This window comes from Actinomyces slackii (genome assembly GCF_900637295.1).
Classification (GTDB): domain Bacteria; phylum Actinomycetota; class Actinomycetes; order Actinomycetales; family Actinomycetaceae; genus Actinomyces; species Actinomyces slackii.
Genome location: NZ_LR134363.1, coordinates 1,043,444 through 1,064,947, shown reverse-complemented (window position 1 = coordinate 1,064,947; position 21,504 = coordinate 1,043,444). Strand labels below are relative to the sequence as shown.

Annotated in this window: 16 protein-coding genes, 1 tRNA gene and 1 riboswitch; of the genes, 8 read left to right on the top strand and 9 right to left on the bottom strand. The window is 71.9% G+C overall.

Annotated features, from left to right (window positions below):
- Window positions 1-76: 76 nt before the first annotated feature.
- The 7 genes from EL266_RS04335 to EL266_RS04305 all read right to left on the bottom strand — a co-directional run bounded on the left by EL266_RS04335 (window position 77) and on the right by EL266_RS04305 (window position 8,945).
- Window positions 77-149: transfer RNA gene (locus tag EL266_RS04335), tRNA-Arg, on the bottom strand.
- Window positions 150-219: 70 nt separating this feature from the next.
- A complete protein-coding gene (locus EL266_RS04330) occupies window positions 220-1,152 on the bottom strand; it encodes a universal stress protein (protein WP_026427218.1) in 933 nt (310 codons plus the stop codon).
- Window positions 1,153-1,303: 151 nt separating this feature from the next.
- Window positions 1,304-2,131 carry a C40 family peptidase gene (locus EL266_RS04325; RefSeq protein WP_026427217.1) on the bottom strand — a complete coding sequence of 276 codons (828 nt, stop codon included), beginning with the start codon at window positions 2,129-2,131 and terminating at the stop codon, window positions 1,304-1,306.
- A 4-nt stretch (window positions 2,132-2,135) separates the two neighbouring features.
- Window positions 2,136-2,293: riboswitch (cyclic di-AMP (ydaO/yuaA leader) on the bottom strand.
- A 373-nt stretch (window positions 2,294-2,666) separates the two neighbouring features.
- On the bottom strand, window positions 2,667-3,338 hold the full coding sequence (locus EL266_RS04320; RefSeq protein WP_026427216.1) for a metal-dependent transcriptional regulator: 672 nt from the start codon (window positions 3,336-3,338) through the stop codon (window positions 2,667-2,669).
- A gap of 140 nt (window positions 3,339-3,478) precedes the next feature.
- Window positions 3,479-4,993, bottom strand: a complete 1,515-nt coding sequence (locus EL266_RS04315; protein ID WP_051281273.1) for an NCS2 family permease — start codon at window positions 4,991-4,993, stop codon at window positions 3,479-3,481.
- Between the two features lie 85 nt (window positions 4,994-5,078).
- On the bottom strand, window positions 5,079-6,422 hold the full coding sequence (locus EL266_RS04310; protein WP_232012109.1) for a DUF3027 domain-containing protein: 1,344 nt from the start codon (window positions 6,420-6,422) through the stop codon (window positions 5,079-5,081).
- 60 nt (window positions 6,423-6,482) lie between these two features.
- The gene (locus tag EL266_RS04305; protein ID WP_034515007.1) at window positions 6,483-8,945 is read right to left on the bottom strand and encodes a helicase-associated domain-containing protein; all 2,463 of its coding nucleotides are present in this window, start codon (window positions 8,943-8,945) and stop codon (window positions 6,483-6,485) included.
- Between the two features lie 256 nt (window positions 8,946-9,201).
- On the opposite strand from EL266_RS04305, the gene EL266_RS04300 reads away from it, so the two are divergent.
- Together EL266_RS04300 and EL266_RS13870 are read left to right on the top strand one after the other, a co-directional pair.
- Window positions 9,202-10,884, top strand: coding sequence for a DNA repair helicase XPB (locus EL266_RS04300; RefSeq protein ID WP_026427212.1), 1,683 nt, complete (start codon window positions 9,202-9,204; stop codon window positions 10,882-10,884).
- A 475-nt stretch (window positions 10,885-11,359) separates the two neighbouring features.
- Window positions 11,360-11,482 carry a hypothetical protein gene (locus EL266_RS13870; RefSeq protein ID WP_269471448.1) on the top strand — a complete coding sequence of 41 codons (123 nt, stop codon included), beginning with the start codon at window positions 11,360-11,362 and terminating at the stop codon, window positions 11,480-11,482.
- A gap of 458 nt (window positions 11,483-11,940) precedes the next feature.
- Here EL266_RS13870 and EL266_RS04295 read toward each other — a convergent pair whose 3' ends face one another.
- Entirely contained in the window at window positions 11,941-12,813 is an 873-nt protein-coding gene (locus tag EL266_RS04295; protein ID WP_051281272.1) for a type 1 glutamine amidotransferase, read from the bottom strand.
- A 187-nt stretch (window positions 12,814-13,000) separates the two neighbouring features.
- Between EL266_RS04295 and EL266_RS04290 the strand changes: the two genes are divergently transcribed.
- The 6 genes from EL266_RS04290 to EL266_RS04265 all read left to right on the top strand — a co-directional run bounded on the left by EL266_RS04290 (window position 13,001) and on the right by EL266_RS04265 (window position 19,724).
- Complete coding sequence (locus EL266_RS04290; RefSeq protein WP_126412156.1) at window positions 13,001-13,723, top strand: hypothetical protein; 723 nt, start codon at window positions 13,001-13,003, stop codon at window positions 13,721-13,723.
- A 207-nt stretch (window positions 13,724-13,930) separates the two neighbouring features.
- Window positions 13,931-15,310 (top strand): coiled-coil domain-containing protein, encoded by a 1,380-nt coding sequence (locus tag EL266_RS04285; RefSeq protein ID WP_232012108.1) that lies wholly within the window; start codon window positions 13,931-13,933, stop codon window positions 15,308-15,310.
- A gap of 194 nt (window positions 15,311-15,504) precedes the next feature.
- On the top strand, window positions 15,505-16,344 hold the full coding sequence (locus EL266_RS04280; RefSeq protein ID WP_051281271.1) for a PspA/IM30 family protein: 840 nt from the start codon (window positions 15,505-15,507) through the stop codon (window positions 16,342-16,344).
- Between the two features lie 262 nt (window positions 16,345-16,606).
- Window positions 16,607-17,209, top strand: coding sequence for an NYN domain-containing protein (locus tag EL266_RS04275; protein WP_026427210.1), 603 nt, complete (start codon window positions 16,607-16,609; stop codon window positions 17,207-17,209).
- A gap of 146 nt (window positions 17,210-17,355) precedes the next feature.
- Entirely contained in the window at window positions 17,356-18,093 is a 738-nt protein-coding gene (locus tag EL266_RS04270) for a response regulator transcription factor (protein WP_026427209.1), read from the top strand.
- The gene (locus EL266_RS04265; protein WP_051281270.1) at window positions 18,093-19,724 is read left to right on the top strand and encodes a sensor histidine kinase; all 1,632 of its coding nucleotides are present in this window, start codon (window positions 18,093-18,095) and stop codon (window positions 19,722-19,724) included. The genes EL266_RS04270 and EL266_RS04265 overlap by 1 nt, the downstream gene beginning before the upstream one ends.
- Before the next feature lie 120 nt (window positions 19,725-19,844).
- On the opposite strand, the gene EL266_RS04260 is transcribed toward EL266_RS04265, so the two are convergent.
- A complete protein-coding gene (locus EL266_RS04260) occupies window positions 19,845-21,140 on the bottom strand; it encodes an HD domain-containing protein (protein WP_026427208.1) in 1,296 nt (431 codons plus the stop codon).
- Window positions 21,141-21,504 lie beyond the last annotated feature (364 nt).

Below are 21,504 nucleotides of genomic sequence, written 5' to 3'. Positions count from 1 at the left end.
GCGGCGGGGAGGCAGCCAGTTCTCCCGAGTCTCACAGGCCGCAGCATCCGTGGCGGCGGCAGCCGCCGGACAGTCGCGCCCTCGATTGGATTCGAACCAACGACACCCGCTTTAGGAGAGCGGTGCTCTATCCCCTGAGCTACGAGGGCATGGCCGCAAGCCTACCAGGGCGGCGGGCCCCGGCCGTGCCGGGGCCCGCCGTCCTGGGCGCGTCGTCTCTCAGGCGCGGCCCCAGGGCGTGGAGCGGCGGCCGACGGCGTCCTGAGAGGAGCGGGAGGGGACCACCATGACGGGACAGGAGGCGTGGGACAGCACCGCCTGGCTGGTGGAGCCCAGCAGCAGGCCGGAGAACCCGCCGCGGCCCCGGGAGCCCACGACCACCAGATCCACCGCCGTGGAGAACTCGGCCATGAGCTCAGCGGGGTTGCCGTCCAGGGCGTGGCGGCGCACCTCCACCCCGGGGTGGGCCGCCACGGCCTCGGCCACGGCCCGGTCCAGGCCCGAGCGGACATCGGCGAGCACCTGATCGCGGTCCACGGCCGCCGGCAGCCAGGCCAGGGCGCCGGCGCCCGAGGCCATGGGCACCGCGGCGATGGCGGTCAACTCCGCCCCCCAGGCCTCAGCCTCCTCCACCGCCCAGCGCAGCGCCTTGCGGGCCGAGGAGGAGCCGTCCACGCCCACCACGATGCGGCGAACCGGGGTGTAGTCGGCTCCCTGAGTGCGCTGGGGGACCACCACCGTGGGGCAGTGGCTGTGGGCCGGCAGGGCCGATGAGACGGTTCCCAGGAGGCGGTCGGCGAAGCCTCCCCCACCGCGGGTGCCCACCACGGCCAGGGTGGCCTCATCGGAGAGGTCGACGAGCACGCCTGCCGGATCGCCGGTCTCCAGGGAGCTGGTGACCGTCACACCCGTCCCCTCGGCCCGGGCCACGGCCTCATCGACAACGGCCTGAGCTCCGGCGCGGATGGCTGAGTCATCCAGGGCGGCGTACCCGCCGTCCAGGGAGGCGGCGGTGAATGAGGGCAGGGAGTAGGCGCACAGAACGTGAACGCGCCAGTTCTTGCCGGCTGCACGGGCGACCGCCCAGTCCATCGCGGCTAGGGACTCCGGTGAACCATCCACTCCGACGAGGACGACATTGTCTTCAGCCATGGCATGCGCACCTTTCTCAGTGGGCTCGACGAATTAGCCGAGCACTATTCTGCCCCGAATCCAGTGTGGTGACCACCACCCTGCCCTGAACACGCCAATGGGGCGGGCACCCTTCGGTGCCCGCCCCATTGATGAGTGCGAATGGTGACGCTCAGCCCACGCGGTAGTAGGTGGGGGAGCCCCACACGGCGCGGTAGACCACACCGGTGGACTCGTTGCCGGCGTCGATGACCATGCCGTCGCCGGCGTAGATGCCGACATGGCCGGGCCACCACACGAGGTCGCCGGGCTGGGCCTCGGCGGCGGAGACCTGGTAGCCAGCGCCGGCCTGGGCCTCCGAGGTGCGGGGCAGGGAGATGCCGTGCTGGGCGTAGACGTAGGAGGTGAAGCCGGAGCAGTCGAAGGCGCTCGGGCCGGAGGCGCCCCAGACGTAGGGGCTGCCGACGTACTGCATGGCGGTGGCCACCACGGAGGAGCCGGCGGCCGGGGCGGCAGCGGGAGCCTGAGAGGTCTCAACAGTGGCGGGGGCGGAGGCAGTCTCAGCAGAGGCGGCACCGGAGCCGGCGGCGGACTCCTCGGCGGACTGGGAGGTCTCGGTCTGCTCAACGGCCGGCTGGGCGGGAGTCTCAGCGGCGGGAGCAGGGGCAGGGGCGGGAGCGGGGGCGACAGCCTCGACCTCAGTGGCGTTCTCGGCGACCCACTGGGCGTCATCCGCAACGGCGACGGCCGCGTTGGTGGTGACGGCCTCGCGGGCGTCAGCCGCAAGAGCACCAACGCCGGAGGCCTCGAGGGAGCCGGCGGAGGCACCCACCTCGCTGCTGGTGGTACCGGCGGCGGCGGCGCCGGAGGCGATCATGGTCAGGGCCAGACCGGAGGATGCGGCAACCGCGAACCCGCGACGTGCGGAGGGCGCCAGGTCATCCAGCGGGGTCAGAGCGCGAGTGGCCTTGCGGTGACGTGCTGTTGTGCGTGAGGACATGAATGCTTTCTCCTGTTTGAGCCGACGAGGTGAGCTGTCGGGTTCGGACTGGAGACGTCCGGCCCGCTGCTGCGGGCTTCACCCCAAGGTCACTGGGCCGGAGCCCGGGTGACCGAGATTGGTTCCCCCGTTCCTGCCACTTGATGGTGGTTCACTGGCCCCGGACCGAGCGGCAGGACTAAGCCCCGATCCGGAACGCTGCCCGAGAGGTTGTCCCTGGCAACGTCGAGAACGCTACATGACCGGATGGGGCCGCGTCACGATAGCGTCACCCACACCGCTGTGAAGAAGAACACCCGCATGGCCGATGCGCTGTTGTCCCGTTTTCTCCCTGGGACCTTCGCTCATCTTCCCGACAAGATCCCCCTCTGACCAGCAGAAACGTCGCCTCCTCAGAGGCCGGCGGCCCGGGTGGGCCGGCACCGGATAACCCCGGTGCCGGCCCACCCGGGCCGCCCTGCCCAACCATCGTCCCGACTGTGAGGGAGACGAGGGTCTCACACGTTTCAACGCCGCCCGCTCGGGCAGCCCCGGCTCAGCGCGCCAGGAACAGGTGCCGGGCGACGTCGCCCCCCAGCACCACCGGATCGCCCGACGCGCCGACGATCCGCACCCCACCGGAGCAGCTGCGCAGCTCGACCCGCTCCCCCGCGCGGATCTCAGCCTCCTCCAGGGAGGCCAGCAGATCGGCGTCGGCCTGGATGGGCTCACCGATCCGGTGCACAACCGCCTGCACGGGGGACTGGCCGGCCAGGCGGTCGGAGCTGATCTCATCGTCGCCGGGCGCGGGGCGCCCGGCCCCCCGCGCCGGGACGCGGTTGCCGAAGGGGTCGGTGCTCACGTCGTCGAGGATCGCGGCCAGCCTCTCCTCGACCTGCTCGCTCATCACGTGCTCCCACCGGCAGGCCTCGTCATGGACGAGGACCCGATCCAGGCCGACGACGTCCAGCAGCAGTCTTTCAGCAAGACGGTGCTTGCGGATCACCTCAGTGGCGCGCAGCCGGCCGGCCTCGGTCAGCTCCAGAGAGCGGTCCTCGGCGACCCGGATGAGGCCGTCGCGCTCCATGCGGGCCACCGTCTGGGAGACCGTGGGCCCGGAGTGCTCCAGGCGCTCGACGATGCGCGCGCGCAGCGGAGGAACGCCATCCTCCTCAAGCTCGTAGACGGTCTTGAGGTACATCTCCGTGGTGTCGATGAGCTCGCTCATGCGATGGGTCTCCTGCCTGGCCGGATGCGGGTCTCACTGCAGCGGACGAACCGGTGGCCCGTCGGGCCCGGGGCGTCGGTGCGATGACTCACAGAGTACGCCGAGTGCGCCCGGATCCCGGCCCGGTGCGCCGCTGGGTCTCATGCGACTCCGAGGATCGCCTTGATGGGGGTCAGCGTGAAGTAGACGATGAACAGCGCCCCGGCCAGCCACATGAGGGGGTGGACCCGCTTGACCCCGCCCGTGGCGACCTGGATGACCAGGTAGGCGATGATGCCGGCGCCGATCCCATTGGTGATGGAGTAGGAGAAGGGCATCATGATGATGGTCAGGAAGGCCGGCAGGGCGATCTCCGGGGAGCTCCAGTCGATGTCGGTGACCTGCATCATCATGAGGAAGCCGACGACCACCAGGGCGGGGGTGGCCGCCTCGTAGGGGACCATGGAGACCACCGGGGCGATGAACATGCTCAGCCCGAACATCAGGCCGGTGACCACCGAGGCCAGGCCCGTGCGCGCGCCCTCCCCGACGCCGGCCGCCGACTCCACATAGGAGGTGTTGGAGGACACGCCTCCGGCACCACCGGCCATGGCGGCCAGCGAGTCCACCACGAGGATCTCGCGGGTGCGGGGCGGGTTGCCCTCCTCATCCAGCAGCTCGCCCTCGGCGCCCACGGCCACCATCGTGCCCATGGTGTCGAAGAAGTCGGCGAGCATGAGGGAGAAGACCAGCAGGACCATGGAGACGATCCCGACCTTCTCGATGGATCCCAGGAGGTTGAACTGGCCCAGGGTGGCCAGGCTGGGCAGCTCGATCGGCGAGCCCTCCAGGTAGGGGCGGCTCAGCGCCCAGCCGGTGAGGTTGACCGGCCCGCGCTGGGGATCGTCGTTGAAGGTCCCCAGCTGCAGGACCGCCTCGAGGATGACGGCCAGCACCGTGGAGGAGACGATTCCGATGAGGATGGCCCCCTTGACCCGGCGGACGTGCAGCACCAGGATCAAGAAGAGCCCGAAGAGGAAGACCAGGACCGGCCAGCCCTGCAGGGAGCCGCCCAGGCCCAGCTCCAGGGGCGTGCCGCCGGGGCGCACCACCTTGGCATCCACCAGGCCGATCAGGGCGATGAACAGGCCGATGCCCACCGAGATGGCGGTTTTGAGGTAGGTGGGAACCGCCTTGAAGACGGCCTCGCGGAATCCGGTGAGCACCAGCAGAAGGATGATGATGCCCTCGATGACCACCAGTCCCATGGCATCGGCATAGGTCATGCCGTTCATGCCCACCAGGGTGTAGGCGACCATCGCATTGATGCCCAGTCCCGCGGCCAGGGCCATGGGGTAGTTGGCCACGACGCCCATGAGAATGGTCATGACGCAGGCCACCAGGGCGGTGCCGGCGGCGATCTGCTGAGTGGTGCCCAGGGGGGCGATGCCCTCATGCTCGGCGGACAGGATGAGCGGGTTGAGGACCAGGATGTAGCTCATCGTGAAGAAGGTGACGATGCCGCCACGAATCTCACGGGCCATGGTCGAGCCTCGCTCGGTGATGTGGAAGAAGCGGTCGAGCGGCGAGAGCGCCGTCGCGCTGGCAGGGGATGCGGGTGTGCTCACGGCGCAGATTCTCCCTGCTTGACGGCGCCGGCGCCAATACGGCCACATGCGGGCACATACGGCCAACACGGCCAACACGGCGGCCCCCCGGCTCAGCATGCGCCGGGATGAGCGCGCCCGCGGGGCCGGTCGCTCAGCGCTGGGGCAGGGCGGCCTCCAGATCGGCCAGGGACTGGGGCCGGGTGGAGCGCGAGGCGATGCCGGCCGTCAGGGAGGCCGACAAGTCCGCCACGGCGGCACGGGCCGAGGCCGCCCGATCCTCGGCGTCCTGAGCCCCGGAGTCCGACGCCGCCTCCTCGTCCTGCTCAGTCGCCTCACTCGCCTCACCGGCCGGCTCCCCAGTGGGCCGGGCGACGGCGCTGGGGCCGTCCCCCTGGGTGGCCTCCTCCTGGGAGTCCCCCTGGACTGCCTCCCGGCTAGTCTCCTCGGCGTCCTCCTGGGTGCCCTCCTGCGCCTGCCGCCCGGCGGGCTGCGCCGACTCGGCCCGCCCGGGCTCCGGGTCCTCCCCAGCCTCCGCAGCGGACTCCTGCGAGGGGGCCGGCGGGGTGACGGACTCCGGCGAGGGGGCCGGCGGGGTGACGGGCTCTGGCGAGGGCGCCTCCTGCCGGTCCTCATCCGCAGCGGAGTCCTGCTGCTCGGCCAGGGTCATGCCCTGGCGCAGGCCCAGGCCGTCGGTGCCGATGGCCTCCATGGAGTGGTCGTCCACGCGCGCGGGGGTGATGGGCCACTCCGGGCCCTGGTCGGGCAGGTCGGTCTCCGAATGGGCCCCGCAGCCGTGGTCCAGGGAGACCACGGTTCCGTCGTCGGCCGCCCACTCGTTGGCGCAGACCCCGAACACAGCCCGCAGGGAGCCGGCCATGGGGAGGAAGAACCCGCAGGTCGAGCAGGTGGCGTGGGCTGAGCGCACGCCCTCGGCACCGGGGCCGTGATCGCCGTCGTACCAGCGCTGGGCCGCCCGGGAGACGCCCTCGGAGCTCAGCACGCGGGGTCGGCCCAGGTCCAGCTCATCCAGGGCGACGGCGTCGGCGTCATCCCCGGTGGCCTCCCAACCGGGCTCCAGGCGCTCGTCGGTCTCACGGCGGGGCAGGCGATCGGTGCGGGCCACATCGCCGGGCTCCAGGCGCTCCGCCCAGGGCACCCAGGCCGGTGCGAGCAGGGCGTCCTCACCGGGCAGCAGGCCCATCTCGCACACGGTGGCGGTGCGCCCCCGCAGCGGCCGGCCCACCGTGGCCGCCCAGCGCCAGCCGCGATACCCGGGCATGGTGCAGTCGAACAGGTGCGTGACCAGGCGCTCGCCCTCGGGGACGGCGGCCACGTACTCGCCCACCGTGCCCCCGGAGATCTCGCCGAGGGCTGCGCGGGCCATCTCCACGCAAGCGGCGGAGGTCAGGGTCTTGTCCTTGGCGGCCAGCGCCTGCGCCGCAGCGGTGGGCATGGCACCCGGGCGAGGGACCGACTGGCTAGCAGTGTGTGTCACGCCGCCCAGTGTAGGGGTCAGCTCGCGCACCGCGGCTGAGTCCTGCGACACCGCCGGCACTCAGTCCTCGGCCACGGCGATGATCCGGTGGGGGGCCACGGTCAGCTCGGTCTCGCGCCCCAGGTCGCGCAGCCGCACCCTGCCGGGCTCAACGCCCACCACCCGCACCCGCCGCTCAACAGCCGTGCCATCGGCGGCCGCCAGGCGCAGGCGCAGGCGCGCCCGGGAGGCCTGGGCCTGACGCAGCATGGCCATGGCGTGCACGGGGTCACTGGCCGGCCCGCCCTGGCCGCCCTGGCCGGCCGGGCCGATCTGGGCCGCGCGGTCATCCTCCCCCTGACGCATGCGACGCACGAGGGCGGGCAACTCGCGCATCCGGGTGGGCTGAGCCGGCCGGTAGGCGCCGCCGGGCCGGGCGGGCCGGACGGCCCGGACGGCGGGGCCCTCAGCGGGGGTCAGTGCGGTCACCAGGCGCCCCTGGGAGTCCTCCAGGGCCGGGGCCATGCCGATGCGGCGCAGCTCGCGCAGCACCTGGAAGGCGGGAGCGGTGGACACGAGGATGCCGGGAGCGATCTCCCCGATGCCCAGGGAGCTGAGGCGGGGCTCGGCCAGCACCCTCGCGGCCACGGCGGGATCCTCGATGCGCAGGATGCTGGCGGCCTGGCGCACCCGCACCGCGCCGTGGCGCCGAGAGGCGTCCTCCACCAGCGCGGTCAGGGCGCTGGGCAGGGGCGAGGGGCTGAAGCGGGCCAGGTCCGCCAGGATCTCGGGGGCGCCGTGGCCGGCGTCCATGGCGGCCCGCACCGACTCGGGGGTGAATCGCACTCCCAGGGCGCCCCCGCGCGACTCCACGGCGGCGGTGCGCTCCAGGAGAGCGGCCAGCACGGGGCCGGGGCGCCCCGGGACGATCGCCGTCAGATCGCTCTGAACCAGAAGGGTGTTGACCGCGGCGGGGATATCCGCCTCCAGGGCCGCCTCCAGATCGGCCAGGAGCTGGGCCTCGGGCTGGGAGCCCGCCTCAGGCGGGGCCTCGATCTGCTCGGCGCCCGGCCTGCGGGCCGCCGCTCCCATCGCCCGGGCCAGGATCCGGCCGGGGCCGGACAGCGCCCCGGCGCCGGTGATCCCCAGCATCCGGGCCTCGGCCAGGATCGCGCTGACGGCTCCCTCGGGAGGCCGACGGCGGGGCCGCTCATGGGTCAGGGCGGCGCGCACGAAGGCGGGGGTGGCCACGGCGCCCTCGGGGAGCCCGGCCAGCAGGGCGAGGATCCGGGCGCGCAGGCGGCGGACCCAGCCGGCCTCCAGATCGGCGGAGAGGACTGAGCGCAGGGCCCCGGCGTCGTCGCGCGCGCCCACCAGCCAGGGAGTGCGGGCGCTGCGGGCCCAGCCCAGGACCAGGGTGGCCCAGCGCCGGGCCAGGGAATCGGTCCGCCAGGTGCCGGCCTCGTGGGAGGGCAGCCAGTTGGCGCCCGAGTCGTCCAGGCCCAGCAGGTCGGCGCCCGCGGCGACCTCGATGATGGAGGCGGCCTGCTCGCCATCCAGGCCCATGGCCTCGGCGGTTCGGGTCAGGGCCCGCACGCCCACGCCTCCCGAGCGCAGGATGGGCCCCGGCTCTCGGCGCCACTCCTCCAGCAGGGCGCCCACGAGCCGCACCGACTCCTCGGCGCTGAAGGCGGCCTCGGCCCCCACCGCCTGCATGTCCACCACCTGAAGGTCCTCGGCCCTGGGTGCCTCCAGCTCCCGGCGGCTCAGGCGCCCACCGCGCAGGGCCAGGGCCACGTCGCGGGGCATGACCAGGCGGGTCCGCCCCTGAGCGTCGGCTGATCGCACCAGCCAGCCCCGGTCGATGAGGGGCTGCGCCGCGGGGGCCTTGCCACCGGGGCGCAGGGTCCCCACGGGCGGGCCCCAGGCCAGGACCTCGGCCATGTCCACGCTGGCCTCGGGCAGGCGGAGGGCGTGGGGCGAGCCCCCGGGGGCACCGGCGGCGTCGTCATCCTCGGAGTCGGCGCCACCGGGGTCATCAGCGCCGTCGGGGAGGCCGTCGGGGAGCTGGGCGGCCCTGAGCTCCTCGAGGCTGGGCGGCAGGGTCGCCACCGGGTCCGCCCCCGGGGCCAGGCCCAGGGGGTGGGGCCCGAAGGCCTCTGCCAGCCCCGCCGTCGGGCGCCCGCCGACCACGAGCGCCAGGCGGCCCAGCTCCTCCAGGCAGGCATCGACCTGCTCGCGCGCCAGGCCCAGGCCCGCGGCGATCGCCGGCGCATCGGGCCCGGCGCCGTCGCCCGGGGGCGCCGCGTCCGGGGGCGCCGCGTCCAGGGCGACAACGGCCTCGGCCACGGCCAGGGTCGGGGCGTCCAGATGCGCCATCGCCGCCTCAGCGCTGGCCCGGCCTCCCGCGCGGGCCGCGAGCGCTGTCAGGCTCGCCGAGGGCGGGGCGATGAGGTCGGGGCGGGCCGCCAGGAGGGCCACGATCCCCTCATCGGCCATCGCGGTCAGGCGCGAGGCGAGCTCGGATACGGACAGGGGGCTCATGCCGCCAATCGCCCCCTCGCGCTCCCCTGCCCACCAGCGCCCGGCTCATGCGCCCCGGGCCCGCGCTGTCCGTGGTCATGCATGGCCCGCATCCTATGACCTGGACCGCGGTCGGGCGCGCCGCCGTCCACGCATGACGGCCGGCCGCCCATGACACCGGGCCGTGCATGAGGTCGGGCAGCGCATCGGCTCAGCCACCGGTGAAGGCGTCGCGCCCGTCACGGCGGCGTCATCATCGCCACGGGATACTCCTGCCATGCCTGCTCCTGCGCCCGATGGCCCCCTCATCGTCCAGTCCGACAAGTCCGTCCTGCTGGAGGCCGCTCATCCCGGCGCCGCTGAGGCACGCCGGGCCATCGCGCCCTTCGCCGAGCTGGAGCGGGCCCCGGAGCACATGCACACCTACCGGATCACGCCCCTGGCGCTGTGGAACGCCCGCGCCGCCGGGCTGGATGCCGAGACGGTGGTCCATGCCCTCATCACGCACTCGCGCTTCCCGGTGCCTCATGCGCTGCTGACCGAGATCGCCGAGACCATGGACCGCTACGGCCGCCTGCAGCTGGTGGCGCATCCCGCCCACGGCCTGGTGCTGCACTCCACGGATGCCCCGGTGCTGGAGGAGGTGCTGCGCTCCAAGCGCACCAAGGGACTGCTGGGGGAGCGGATCGGGCCCGAGGACGTCGTCGTCCACCCCTCGGAGCGGGGCAGCCTCAAGCAGGTGCTCATCAAGCTGGGCTGGCCGGCCGAGGACCTGGCCGGGTACGTCGATGGCCAGGCCCACCCCATGGCGCTGCGGGACTCCCCCGAGGCGGTGGCGGCCGGCGAGCCGGGGGCCTTCGCCCTGCGGCCCTACCAGGACGAGGCCGTGGAGTCCTTCTGGGCGGGGGGCTCGGGCGTGGTGGTCCTGCCCTGCGGCGCGGGCAAGACCCTGGTGGGGGCCGCGGCGCTGGCCCGCTCCTCGACGACGGCGCTGATCCTAGTGACCAATGCGGTCTCGGCGCGCCAGTGGAAGGAGGAGCTGGTCCGCTTCACCACCCTGAGCCCTGATGAGATCGGGGAGTACTCGGGGTCGCGCAAGGAGATCCGGCCGGTGACCATCGCGACCTACCAGGTGCTGACGACCAAGCGCAAGGGCGTCTACCCGCACCTGGACCTGCTGGACTCCCATGATTGGGGGCTGATCGTCTATGACGAGGTCCATCTGCTGCCCGCCCCGATCTTCCGGATGACCGCGGACCTGCAGGCGCGCCGCCGCCTGGGGCTGACTGCGACCCTGGTGCGCGAGGACGGGCGCGAGGACGAGGTCTTCAGCCTCATCGGTCCCAAGCGCTACGACGCCCCGTGGAAGGACCTGGAGAACCAGGGGTGGATCGCCCCGGCCGTGTGCACCGAGGTGCGCCTGAGCCTGGACGCCTCCGAGCGCATGGCCTACGCCACCGCCGAGCCGGAGGACCGCTACCGCCTGGCGGCCAGCGCCCCGGCCAAGCCGCGGATCGTCGAGGCGCTTCTGGCTCGCCACCCCGGGGAGTCCGCCCTGGTGATCGGCAGCTATGTGGATCAGCTCGAGGAGCTGGCGGCCCATCTGGACGCCCCGGTCATCACCGGGTCGACGACGGTGCCCGAGCGCACCCGCCTCTACAGCGCCTTCCGCGCCGGGGAGGTGCCCGTGCTGGTGGTCTCCAAGGTCGCCAACTTCTCCATCGATCTGCCCGGGGCCTCCGTGGCGGTGCAGGTCTCGGGGTCCTTCGGCTCGCGCCAGGAGGAGGCCCAGCGCCTAGGGCGGATCATGCGCCCCAAGGATGACGGGCGCCAGGCGCACTTCTACACGGTGGTGGCCCGTGACACCGTGGACCAGGATTTCGCGGCCCACCGCCAGCGCTTCCTGGCCGAGCAGGGCTACGCCTACGAGATCATGGAGGCCTCCGACCTCCTGGACTGAGCCCGACTGGCCCCGCGCCGCGCACCCGCCGGCGAACCGGGCCTGCCCGCGGAGGCGCCCTACCCCACGCCGCACCCCCTCCGGCGTGCCGGCCCCTGCCCTGCTGAGGCGCGACCCCACGCCGCACCCCCTCCGGCGTGCCGGCCCCTCCACCTGAGGCGTCGTGGACGTGCGTCTGCGTATCGGACGAGGGTTCGCGTCATCCGACTGGGGTTGGCACAGGGGCGATTGACGCGAACCCACGTCCTCTACGCAATCTCTCGTCCGGTACGCAGAGTCACGTCGTCGAGGCGAAGCAGCGCCCGCCGGCGCCCCGCACCCGCCGGCGCGCGGGCCGCCCGCCTCGGGCCGCTGGGGGACCTCATGATCATCCGCCAGGAGGAGGGCAGGGCGCACGGCGGCGTGCATGATGGGAGTCACTGCGGGGCCTAAGGACATGACCCGCAGTTCGACCCTCACCATGAAGGGGCCATCTATGCACGCGAAGAGACTCCACACCCTGGCCACCGTCGGCCTCTATCTGCTCGGCATGCTGACGCTGGTCCTGTCCTGCGCCCTGGCCTGGCTGGTACTGGGCACGATGGACGTCAGTCACTGACCTCAGCGCCAAGGGCGCGCCCGGTCGCTCACCGTGGACACGGGCGCAGTACCGGCAAACACACCTCCTCGGGGAGCCGCATGATCATGCGGCTCCCTGTTCATGTTGTGGGGCGGGCGCTGCGGTGGGGCACTGGCCGACGGCGCCGGCCCGGTGAGCAGCACGACTGTGGGCGCTGTCGGGCGTCGTCGGGCTCCTTCGGCCCGCAGTTCTCATCGCCTCACGGTTGCCTCGTGCGGGCCCCGGGCACACGAAGACCCGGGGTGGAAGGCGACGGCTGGCGCGTGGATCAGACCAAGGATCGCGTTGGTCTGCGCAAACGATCCACGCTCCTGCGGCTGGGCCGTGCACCCTTCCACCCCGGGCATGACTTAGTCTGCCTCATCGAACGCGTGTATGCGACGGATTGAACTCCCCAGGTTGCACTCTCCTTCAGGCTCGGCTCGCCGGCCGAGGGGTCAGGCCGTCGTTCGACGGGCCGCGTAGGCGCGTGATTCCCGGGCGAAGCCGCGCGCCAGCGCCCGGCCGAAGGCCTGGATGACGGGGTCGACCTCCCGGGCGGCCTGCGTCGCCGCCTTGCCTACCTCGATGGCCTCGGCGGGCATGTCCTCCTCGGGCAGGGAGTCGGCGCCGGAGACACCCTGGTGGCGCAGGAAGGAGCGGGCCTGCCAGTAGCCGATGCGCTCGGGCGAGGACTCCGGATGGTGCTGGAGGGCCAGGAGCTTGCCGGCGCGCCAGGCCTGCACGGGGGCCGCCTGGGAGGAGGCCAGCAGCACAGCGTCCTGGGGCAGGGCGACGACGACGTCGTCGTGGGAGACGATGACGGGCAGGCGGGTGCCGTCCTGGGTGGGGATGCCGGCGCGCACGGCTGCGCGCACCGCCTCGGCCACGGTCTCGGCGAAGAGCGGGTCGGCCTCGGCGGCCTGGGTCAGCTCGAGCTCGACGATGCCGCCCTCGCGGCCGTGGGGTGAGGGCACGGCGGTCTGGCCGCCCAGGGCCTCGGCCGCCACCTGGGCGCCCAGGCAGATGGTGATGGCGGGCATGCGCGCGGCCACGACCTCGCGCAGCAGCGCGCGCAGGTCCTCCAGCCAGGGGTGGGTCTCGTCGTCGTGGGCGTTCATGGCCCCGCCCAGGACCACCAGGCCGTCACCCAGCTCCGCGAGGGCGGGCACGGGCTCGCCCTGCCACAGGCGCACCATGGTCAGGGAGGCGCCCTCGGCGAAGAGCCACTCGCCCAGGCGACCCAGGGGCGCGCCCCTCTCGGGCTCGATGACGGTGATCGCCAGGGCCTCAGCACTGACCGACCTATCGTTCCGCGGTGTTTCAGTCATGCGTCCAATTGTGTTGATCGCCGGGACCCGCGCAAGCCGAGGACGAGGGCCGGATGCCACAGACCCGTCGGCAGGAGGCCAGCCAGCTCAACCTGACGCCGACAGCGGTCAGGAGGATCGACGGCGGCACAGTACGATATGAGCATCTATCCGGCGAGCGACACGATTTTTCACTGGAAGGCATTGGATGGCCCTGTCTAGCGGGATCGACCTAAAGGGTGACTGCTTTGCCCGTGTCGCGTTATGCGCGATTCTCGCCATCAGCATGTCGGCCTGCGCCAGCACCAGCAAGCCGGAGGCCACGCCACCCTCTCCAACGACGGCGGAACCCGTTTTCCTGACGGATGAGACTCTCTGCGAAGCAGTCTCACACCAGTTATTAAAGGACGAACTGTCTTTTCAAGTGGAGGACTACACCTACGAGCACAAGGCTTTCATCGATCAGAACGGAGAGAATGCCGACACCTTCAACTGCGACCTCTACGGATGGCACCTTCCCCCAGGAGGTCAGTACGGCCTCAGCATTGGTTACGCCCCTGGCAGGCAACTCAGCGCCGGCCTCACAAGTTACGACTTTTCTGCACTCGATGACGACGGCATGGATTCTATCACTCTTGAGGGAATCGAAGGAAGAGGCTACATCTGGATCAACAGCTCTTCTTGGCATGCGAGCGCGGCGTGGCTATACCCGGACGATCACGCACTACATATCATCTTCTTTTCAAGAGGGGGCTCTGAGCCTGCATCTGACAATGACGCAGCCATTGAGGACATGCGCACACTCCTCAAGGAACTCATCGTCGCCATCCCGCCGGTCGCCGCCGGCCCGGACCAGGGCTTCACCTTCGTCCCCAACCCCCACGACCCCCAAGACGCCGCACGGCGCCGAACCTCCACCGCCACCCCCTGAGGGGCCACACCTGCCGGCCCGTGCTCTCGCCCCGCACTCGCGGCCGCTCCTCCCTCCCCTCCCCATCGCATCACAGGCCCTCCCCGACCCGGCCGATGTGCCGCCTTGGGCGAACCGGCTTGCCGCTGGAGCCCGCCAGCGGCGACGATATGCCTGACATCACGCGGCATCCCGGCAGCCAGGGCATGCCGGAGGAGGAAGGACACCATGATCTTCTCGCGCTGGATGAACCGCGGCCAGGAGCAGCAGTCCGCCAGCGGTCCCACCGCGTTGGAGGCCCTGCGCGCCCGGGCCGGCAACGCCCTGGTCGTGGCCGACGACGCCGTGCGCGCCGCCGATGAGGAGCTGTCCTACGCCCAGGCCCAGTTCGGCCTGTCCGCCACCGATGCCTTCACCGAGGCCCTGGCGCGGGCGCGCGAGCACGTCTCGCGCTCCTTCGAACTGCGCAAGCTGCTGGAGGACGACATTCCCGAGACCCCCGCCCAGCAGCGCGAGATGTACACCGAGATCCAGCAGCGCTGCGAGGCCGCCATCGCCGAGATCCGCTCCCAGGAGGAGGCCTTCAACAAGCGCCGGGGCCTGGAGGCCAACCTGCCCACCTCCTTCACCGAGACCGCCCAGCGGGCCGACGAGACCGAGCAGGCCATCGTCATGGCCGACACCCTCCTGGTGACCCTGCGCGCCGCCTACCCCGAGTCCTCCCTGACCAGCGTCTCCCAGGCGCCCGAGCAGGCGCGCCGACTCCTGGCGGCCGGTCGCACCGCCCTGGACCAGGCCCGCACCAGCGCGCAGGCCGGGCAGGAGGCCACAGCCGTCGAGCAGGTGCGCATCGCCCAGGGATCCATCGCCCAGGCCGGGGCGCTGGCCGCGCAGGTCACGGGCGCGCGCGAGCGCCTCCAGCGGGCCAGCGCGGATCTGGAGGCGGCCATCGCCTCGATCTCCTCGGACCTGGTCGACGCCGAGCGCCTGGCCTCCATGGTCCCCACAGCCACGCTGTCCCCCCTGGTGGCCCAGGCTGAGGCCGCCGTCGCCCAGGGCCGGGCGGCCACCGGCCCTACCCCGGAGGGGGACCCTCTGGCGGCCCTGGACAGCCTGGCCCGCGCGGAGGCCGCCATCGACGCGGCCCTGGCCCCGGCCAGGGAGCGCGAGGAGAACGACTCGCGCGCCCGCGCCTCCCTGGGCTCGCGCCTGGCCCGCCTCAACTCGCAGATCGAGGCCGTCACCGCCTACATCACCACCCACCGCGGCACCGTGGGATCCTCGGCGCGCACCGCCCTGAGCGAGGCCTCCCGCCACGCCACCGCGGCCACCACCATGCAGACCACCGACCCGACCGCCGCCCTGGCGGAGGTCGCCGCGGCCGAGCCCCTCGTCGCCCAGGCCCAGGCCCTGGCAGAGGCCGATACGCGCGGCGGCCACTACTCCGGTGGCCCGGGCGCGGGCGGGGACTCCATGGGGAACCTCGGCGCGCTGGTCCTGGGCGGTCTGCTCCTGGGCGGGGCCATGAACGGCGGGCGGAGCTACGGGGGCTGGGGCGGGGGCCTGGGGGACCTAGGAGACCTGGGAGACATGTTCGACTTCGACTGAGCGCCCGCGCGGACCGGGGCGGTCGCGGCCCCCGCACCGGACCCGCCCAGCATCATGCTCTCAGAGATCATCCCCCAGGCGGGGTGACCGCCGGGGACCGGCCTGGAAGCATCACCACCCAGAGGCCATCAACCACATCTGACGCGCCGGCGCCCCGCCGTCGCGACTGGACCACTCGTTAAGGAGAAGCACTCATGGCTGAGAAGCAGTCGATCCTGGGCCGCGTCGCCCAACTCACCCGGGCCAACATCAATGCGCTCCTGGATCGCGCCGAGGATCCGGAGAAGATGCTCAACCAGCTCGTGCGCGACTACACCAGCTCCATCGCCGAGGCCCGCGACGCCGTCGCCCAGACCATCGGCAACCTGCGCCTGGCGGAGAAGGACCACGACGCGGATGTCGCCGAGGCCCGCGACTGGGGCAACAAGGCCCTGGCCGCCTCGCGCAAGGCCGACCAGATGCGCGCCGCCGGGGACGCCGCGGGCGCGGACAAGTGGGACTCCCTGGCCAAGATCGCGCTGACCAAGCAGATCACGGCGGAGAACGAGGCCAAGGCCGCCGAGCCCATGATCGCCTCCCAGCGCCAGGTGGTTGAGCAGCTCAAGACCGGCCTGCAGCAGATGGAGGTCAAGCTCGGCGAGCTGCAGTCCAAGCGCGACCAACTCGTCGCCCGCCAGAAGACCGCCGAGGCCCAGGTCAAGGTTCAGGGCGCCATCCGCTCCATCAATGTCATGGACCCCACCAGCGAGCTGGCCCGCTACGAGGACCAGGTCCGCCGGGTCGAGGCCCAGGCGGAGGGGCAGATGGAGCTGGCGGGCTCCTCCCTGGAGTCCCAGTTCGCCGAGCTGGAGGCCTCCAGCGCCCAGTTGGAGGCCGAGGCGCGCCTGGCCGCCCTCAAGGCCGGGGGCGCGTCCCCCGCCCTGCCCGGGTCCGACTCCCAGACCCCCGCCCAGATCACCGACGGCGAGGTCGACGCCGCCTTCGACCAGCTCAAGGCCCAGAACCAGGCCCAGGCGGACGAGTCCTCCTACTGACAGCCCCGCCCAGTTGACAGCCCCGCCCGGCAGGGCCGGGCCCGCCCGGGGGCGCGCCTCGCTCATCTCAGCGTCGCGCGCCCCGGCGCATGCGGGGCCGGGGCATTGTGGCCCGGCCAGCGGGCGACGCGCCGGGGCCTGCCCCGCGGACCGGCGATCCTTCCCGCCTCCCCCATGGGCCGCGGAGCACGGATGGGGAGGACGCCCCGGTTCCTCGCAGGAGACTCCCGTCCTGACTCCAGCCAGCGGCTAGCATTGATGCATGAGTGCACCGACCTACCTTCTTGTCGACGGAGAGAATATAGACGCCACCCTGGGCATGAGCGTGCTGGGTCGACGCCCCGAGCCCGAGGAGCGCCCCCGCTGGGACCGCGTCCTGTCCTACTGCGACGAGCTCTCCGATGCCTCCGCGGAGGAGGGCGAGGGGGAGGATGCCCGTGCGCTGTTCTTCCTCAACGCGACCTCGGGTCATATGCCCATGGGATTCGTCCAGGCGCTGCTGGCCATGGACTATCGGCCGGTGCCCCTGGCGGGCTCGGGCGGCCCGGAGGAGAAGGTGGTCGACGTCGGCATCCAGCGCACCCTGGAGGCGCTGGCCGGCCGTGTGGAGGCCGGTGAGCAGGCCCATGTCCTGCTGGGCAGCCACGACGGCGACTACGTCCCCCAGGTCGAGCGGCTCATGGAGGCCGGAGCGCAGGTGGGAGTCCTGTGCTTCCGCGAGTACCTCAGCTCGCAGCTGGCCTCCCTGGCGGAGCGCGGACTGACGGTGCACGACCTCGAGGCCGATGTCCGGGCCTTCACCATCGCCCTGCCTCGCGTCCGGATCATCCCGCTGGAGGAGTTCGATCCCTTGGCCTTCCTGTGATGTCGGCGGGGCGTCCGGCCCCGCCCTCACAGCGCCCTCGCGCCGCCCGGCGACGGACTCACGTGAGTCCCGTCTCATCACATGCGCATGAGACTCTTGCAGAACACACTCAGACAACCTTCAGGAAATGGGGGGATGGTGTACGTATGGAGCGTTCCCAGCAGTCCCGCACCGAAGCCCATCTCCTCGTTGTCGACGACGAGCCCAATATTCGTGACCTGCTCGCCTCCTCCCTGCGCTTCGCAGGATTCGAGGTCTCCACCGCGGGTGACGGCAACGGCGCCCTGAAATGCACTGAGAAGAGCTCCCCGGATCTTATTGTCCTGGACGTCATGCTTCCCGATATGGACGGATTCACCGTGGCCCGCCGCCTGCGGGAGCGGGACGTGTCCACCCCGATCCTCTTCCTGACCGCCCGTGACGACATGGCGGACAAGGTCCAGGGACTGACCGTGGGGGGCGACGACTACGTGACCAAGCCCTTCGGCCTGGAGGAGGTCATCGCTCGCATCCGGGCCATCCTGCGACGCACGCATGCCATCGAGAACGAGGACGACGGCGTCGTGCGCGTCTCGGACCTGGTCCTCGACGAGGACGCGCACGAGGTCCACCGCGCCGGGATCGAGGTGGAGTTGTCCCCCACCGAGTTCAAGCTGCTGCGCTACCTCATGCTCAATGCGGGACGCGTGGTCTCCAAGTCCCAGATCCTCGACCACGTCTGGGAGTACGACTGGAACGGCGACGCGGCCATCGTGGAGTCCTACATCTCCTACCTGCGCCGCAAGGTCGACCAGATCGACGACCGTGACGGCAACCCCGTCACCCCCCTGATCCAGACGCGGCGCGGCGTGGGCTACATGCTGCGCGAGCCCAAGGCGGAGTGATGGCTGCTGCGCGGTCTGCCGCGCGCACTCGGGCGCCCCTGAACAAGCAGCACCGTCCCATCAAGCGGGGGCGCTGGCATCCGCTGATCGCCGTCCAACGGCCCTGGCAGGCGCTGCCGCTGCGCAGCCGCCTGGCGCTGATGACCACCGCGGTGCTGTCCATCGGCCTGCTCATCTCCTCCTTCGTCGTGACCTCCATGCTCGAGCGCAACATGATCAACCAGATCGACGCCCAGCTCAGGGTCACCGGAGCCGCCTTCGGCACCGAGGGCCTGGCCCGCATGAACAACGCCCCCGGAGGTGGGGGCCCGCTGCCATCGACCTACTACGTCGAGGCCGACTACATCTCTGGCGACCGCGATGGCCAGTGGATCCACCCCGACACCTCCGAGGAGTACGGCGTCCCCCAGTTGGAGGGCAAGCTGGACTACCGCACGGTGCTGGCCAATGAGGGCGATCCGCAGATCATCACCGTCGACTCCAGCAACTCCCCCCACAAGTGGCGCGCCATCCTCATGCTGCTGCATGACAGCAACACCAAGGAGTACGTCGGCGTGGCCGCGATCGCCCTGCCGATGAAGAACGTCACCGAGACCGTCGAGCGCACCCGCCTGGTGGTGGCCCTGGCCGACGTCGTCATCATCCTGGTGGGAGCGATCACCTCGACCTACCTGGTGCACCGCTCCTTCCGCTCGCTGCGGCAGATCGAGTCGGTGGCCGGGCGGATCGCCCAGGGCGACCTGTCGGCGCGCATCCTGGTCACCGAGCCCTCGACCACGGAGGTGGGCTCCCTGCAGCGCGCCATCAACACCATGCTCACCCAGAACGAGCACGCCTTCTCCGTCCAGGTCGTGGCCCAGGAGCGCATGACCCGATTCGTCTCGGACGCCTCCCATGAGCTGCGCACACCCCTGGCCGCGATCCGCGGCTACGGCGAGCTCTACCGGATGGGGGGCGTGCCGACCGACCGCACCGGGGAGGTCATGTCCCGCATCGAGACCGAGTCCAACCGCATGGGCCGCCTGGTCGATGACCTGCTGCAGCTGGCCCGCATGGATGAGGGCCGAGAGATGGTCATGGAGCCGCTGTCCATCACCGAGCTGGCGATCGGCGCCCTGAGCGACATGGCGGTCCTGGCCCCCGACCGGGATTGCTCCCTGACCCCCCTGGAGGATCCCGACGACGACGAGCAGGCCGAGGCCCCCGACGTCCAGGTGGTGGGCGACCGCGACCGCCTCTCCCAGGTGCTGACCAACCTGCTGGGCAACGTGGTGCGCCACACGCCCGCGGGCACCCCTGTTGAGATCGCGGTGGGCACGCAGAGCGACTCCACGCTGCCGGGAACCTCCGGAGGACAGGGGGTGGCGGTGGTCGAGGTCCGCGACCACGGCGGCGGCGTGCCTCCCCAGGAGGCGGAGAAGGTTTTCCAGCGCTTCTACCGCTCGGACTCCTCACGCAACCGGGAGACCGGCGGCTCGGGCCTGGGCCTGGCCATCGTCCTGGGGATCATCGAGCGCCACGGAGGCACGGTCCAGATGCTCCAGACCCCGGGGGGCGGGGCCACAGTGCGCATCGAGCTCCCCCTGCCCCCATCAGAGCCCGATCCCGATGCCGATCCCGAGCCCGCCTGATCCGCATCCCTCACCAAGACTGGTCCGGGCACCGGACCCCACCAGGCAGACGCGCCTGACCGTCAGGATCAGCGGGCCGTCAGGATCAGCGGGGCGGTCCTGGGAGGCGATGGCGAGGCGCTACAGGTCGCCAGCGCCGTCGTCGACGATCTCCTCGGTGATCGGGGCGATCTCGCCGGTGCGCGCCTCGCGCGCCGCCCGGGCGGCCTGGGCCCGCTGCCGCACTGTCTCAGCCATGCGCTCGCGCTCCTCCGCGGCCTGGGCGTGGCGGCTGATCCCCCGCTCCTCCCCCGCCCGCGGCGCGGACAGGAGCCTGTCGAGATCCTCGATGCAGGACTCCATCGAGGCGGCATGCGACATGCCCTTGCCCTCCTTGCGCAGGCCCCCGACGGGAACGCCATCGGCAGGGGTGCGCGGGGAGGCGGCCGAGGGCGCGCCGGAGCGCTCCAGGCGCGGGGCGCCCGCAGGCGCCACGACGCGGGGCGGCAGCGGGGAGGCGCTGTGCTCGGCCTGGGCCTGGGTCTGGGCCTGGGTCTGGGTCTGGCCGGGCTCATCGGCGCTCGCCCCGCGGGGGCGCTGCTCGATGCAGCTGCGGGGACCGTCGTCGGGCTCCTCGCTCAGGCTGCACAGGGAGGGGTCCGCCGCGCTCCCCTGGCGGGAGGTCGGCTGATCGGCGGAGGGGTCGGCGACGTGACCGACCTGCGCGCACTGCTCGGCGTCTCCGGGGGAGAGCGCCTCCAGCTTGGCGCTGACGCGCGCCGCCTCGGCCTCGAGGTTCTGGCGCGCCGGCAGCTCCCAGCGCTCCCCCAAGGGCGAGCGGAAGAGCCGATCGCGCCCCAGCAGGCGGGTGGTGATGGCCAGCCGCGCCCGCAGGTACTCGGCCTGAGGGATGTGGGCGTACTCCTCGCGCAGCAGGCGCAGGTACTCCTTGTAGGTCTGCGGGTCGACCGCCAGGGTGCCCAGATCCGCGTCGATGAGGGCCATGGCGTCGATGTCCTCGGCCGTCAGCGTGTGGCGCTTGAGGTTGACGATCAGGGAGCAGACCCGCTCGACCGCCTCCGGCGGCACACCGAGCGCCTGGAGGTCCTGGGCGGCGAACTGCGCCGAGGCCATCTCATCCTCGCCGCCATTGCGGACCCTGACCTGAACGGTGTCGGCGCTGAAGACGCAGCCGTGGTACCAGGTGGCCACGCGCATGAGATCGGGATCGTGGGACTCGTCGGCCAGCTCGTCAACCCGGGCCAGCATGTCAATGACATGGCGCAAGGTGTGGAACCGCCGGTCGGGGGTGGACCACAGGGCCACCAGATGCTCCCCGGCCGCGCGGATCTGCTCGGCGTCAGCCGTGGCGCCCAGCGCCCTGACGGAGCGCGAGAAGGCGGGAAGGAGCCACTGCGGCGCGTCGTTGACGCCCATCGTTCTGCCTCCGGGATCGGATACGGGTTGCGCGGACTGCTGACCAGGTGCTGACCAGCTGGTGACCAGAGCAGCGTGCTGCCTGGCTCGGGCTTATGCGCGGCATGCGTCGGCACGGACCCGGATGTCGAGGTGCGTGCCATCGTAGGACCCGCGGCGCTGCGGCGTCGAACATATGGGATGTCTGTCCCGCCACGTGAGGACTGTGTCCATCGTCGCACCAGTCCGGGTGACGGCGCCGGGTCTGTCCCGCCACGTGCGGACCGAGCAGTGGGCGACTCTGCCTATCGAGGCTGGCGGGTGGCCGGCGCTGGATCGCCTCAACGACGTGGGTTCGCGTCGCAGACGTGAGTTCGCGTCATCC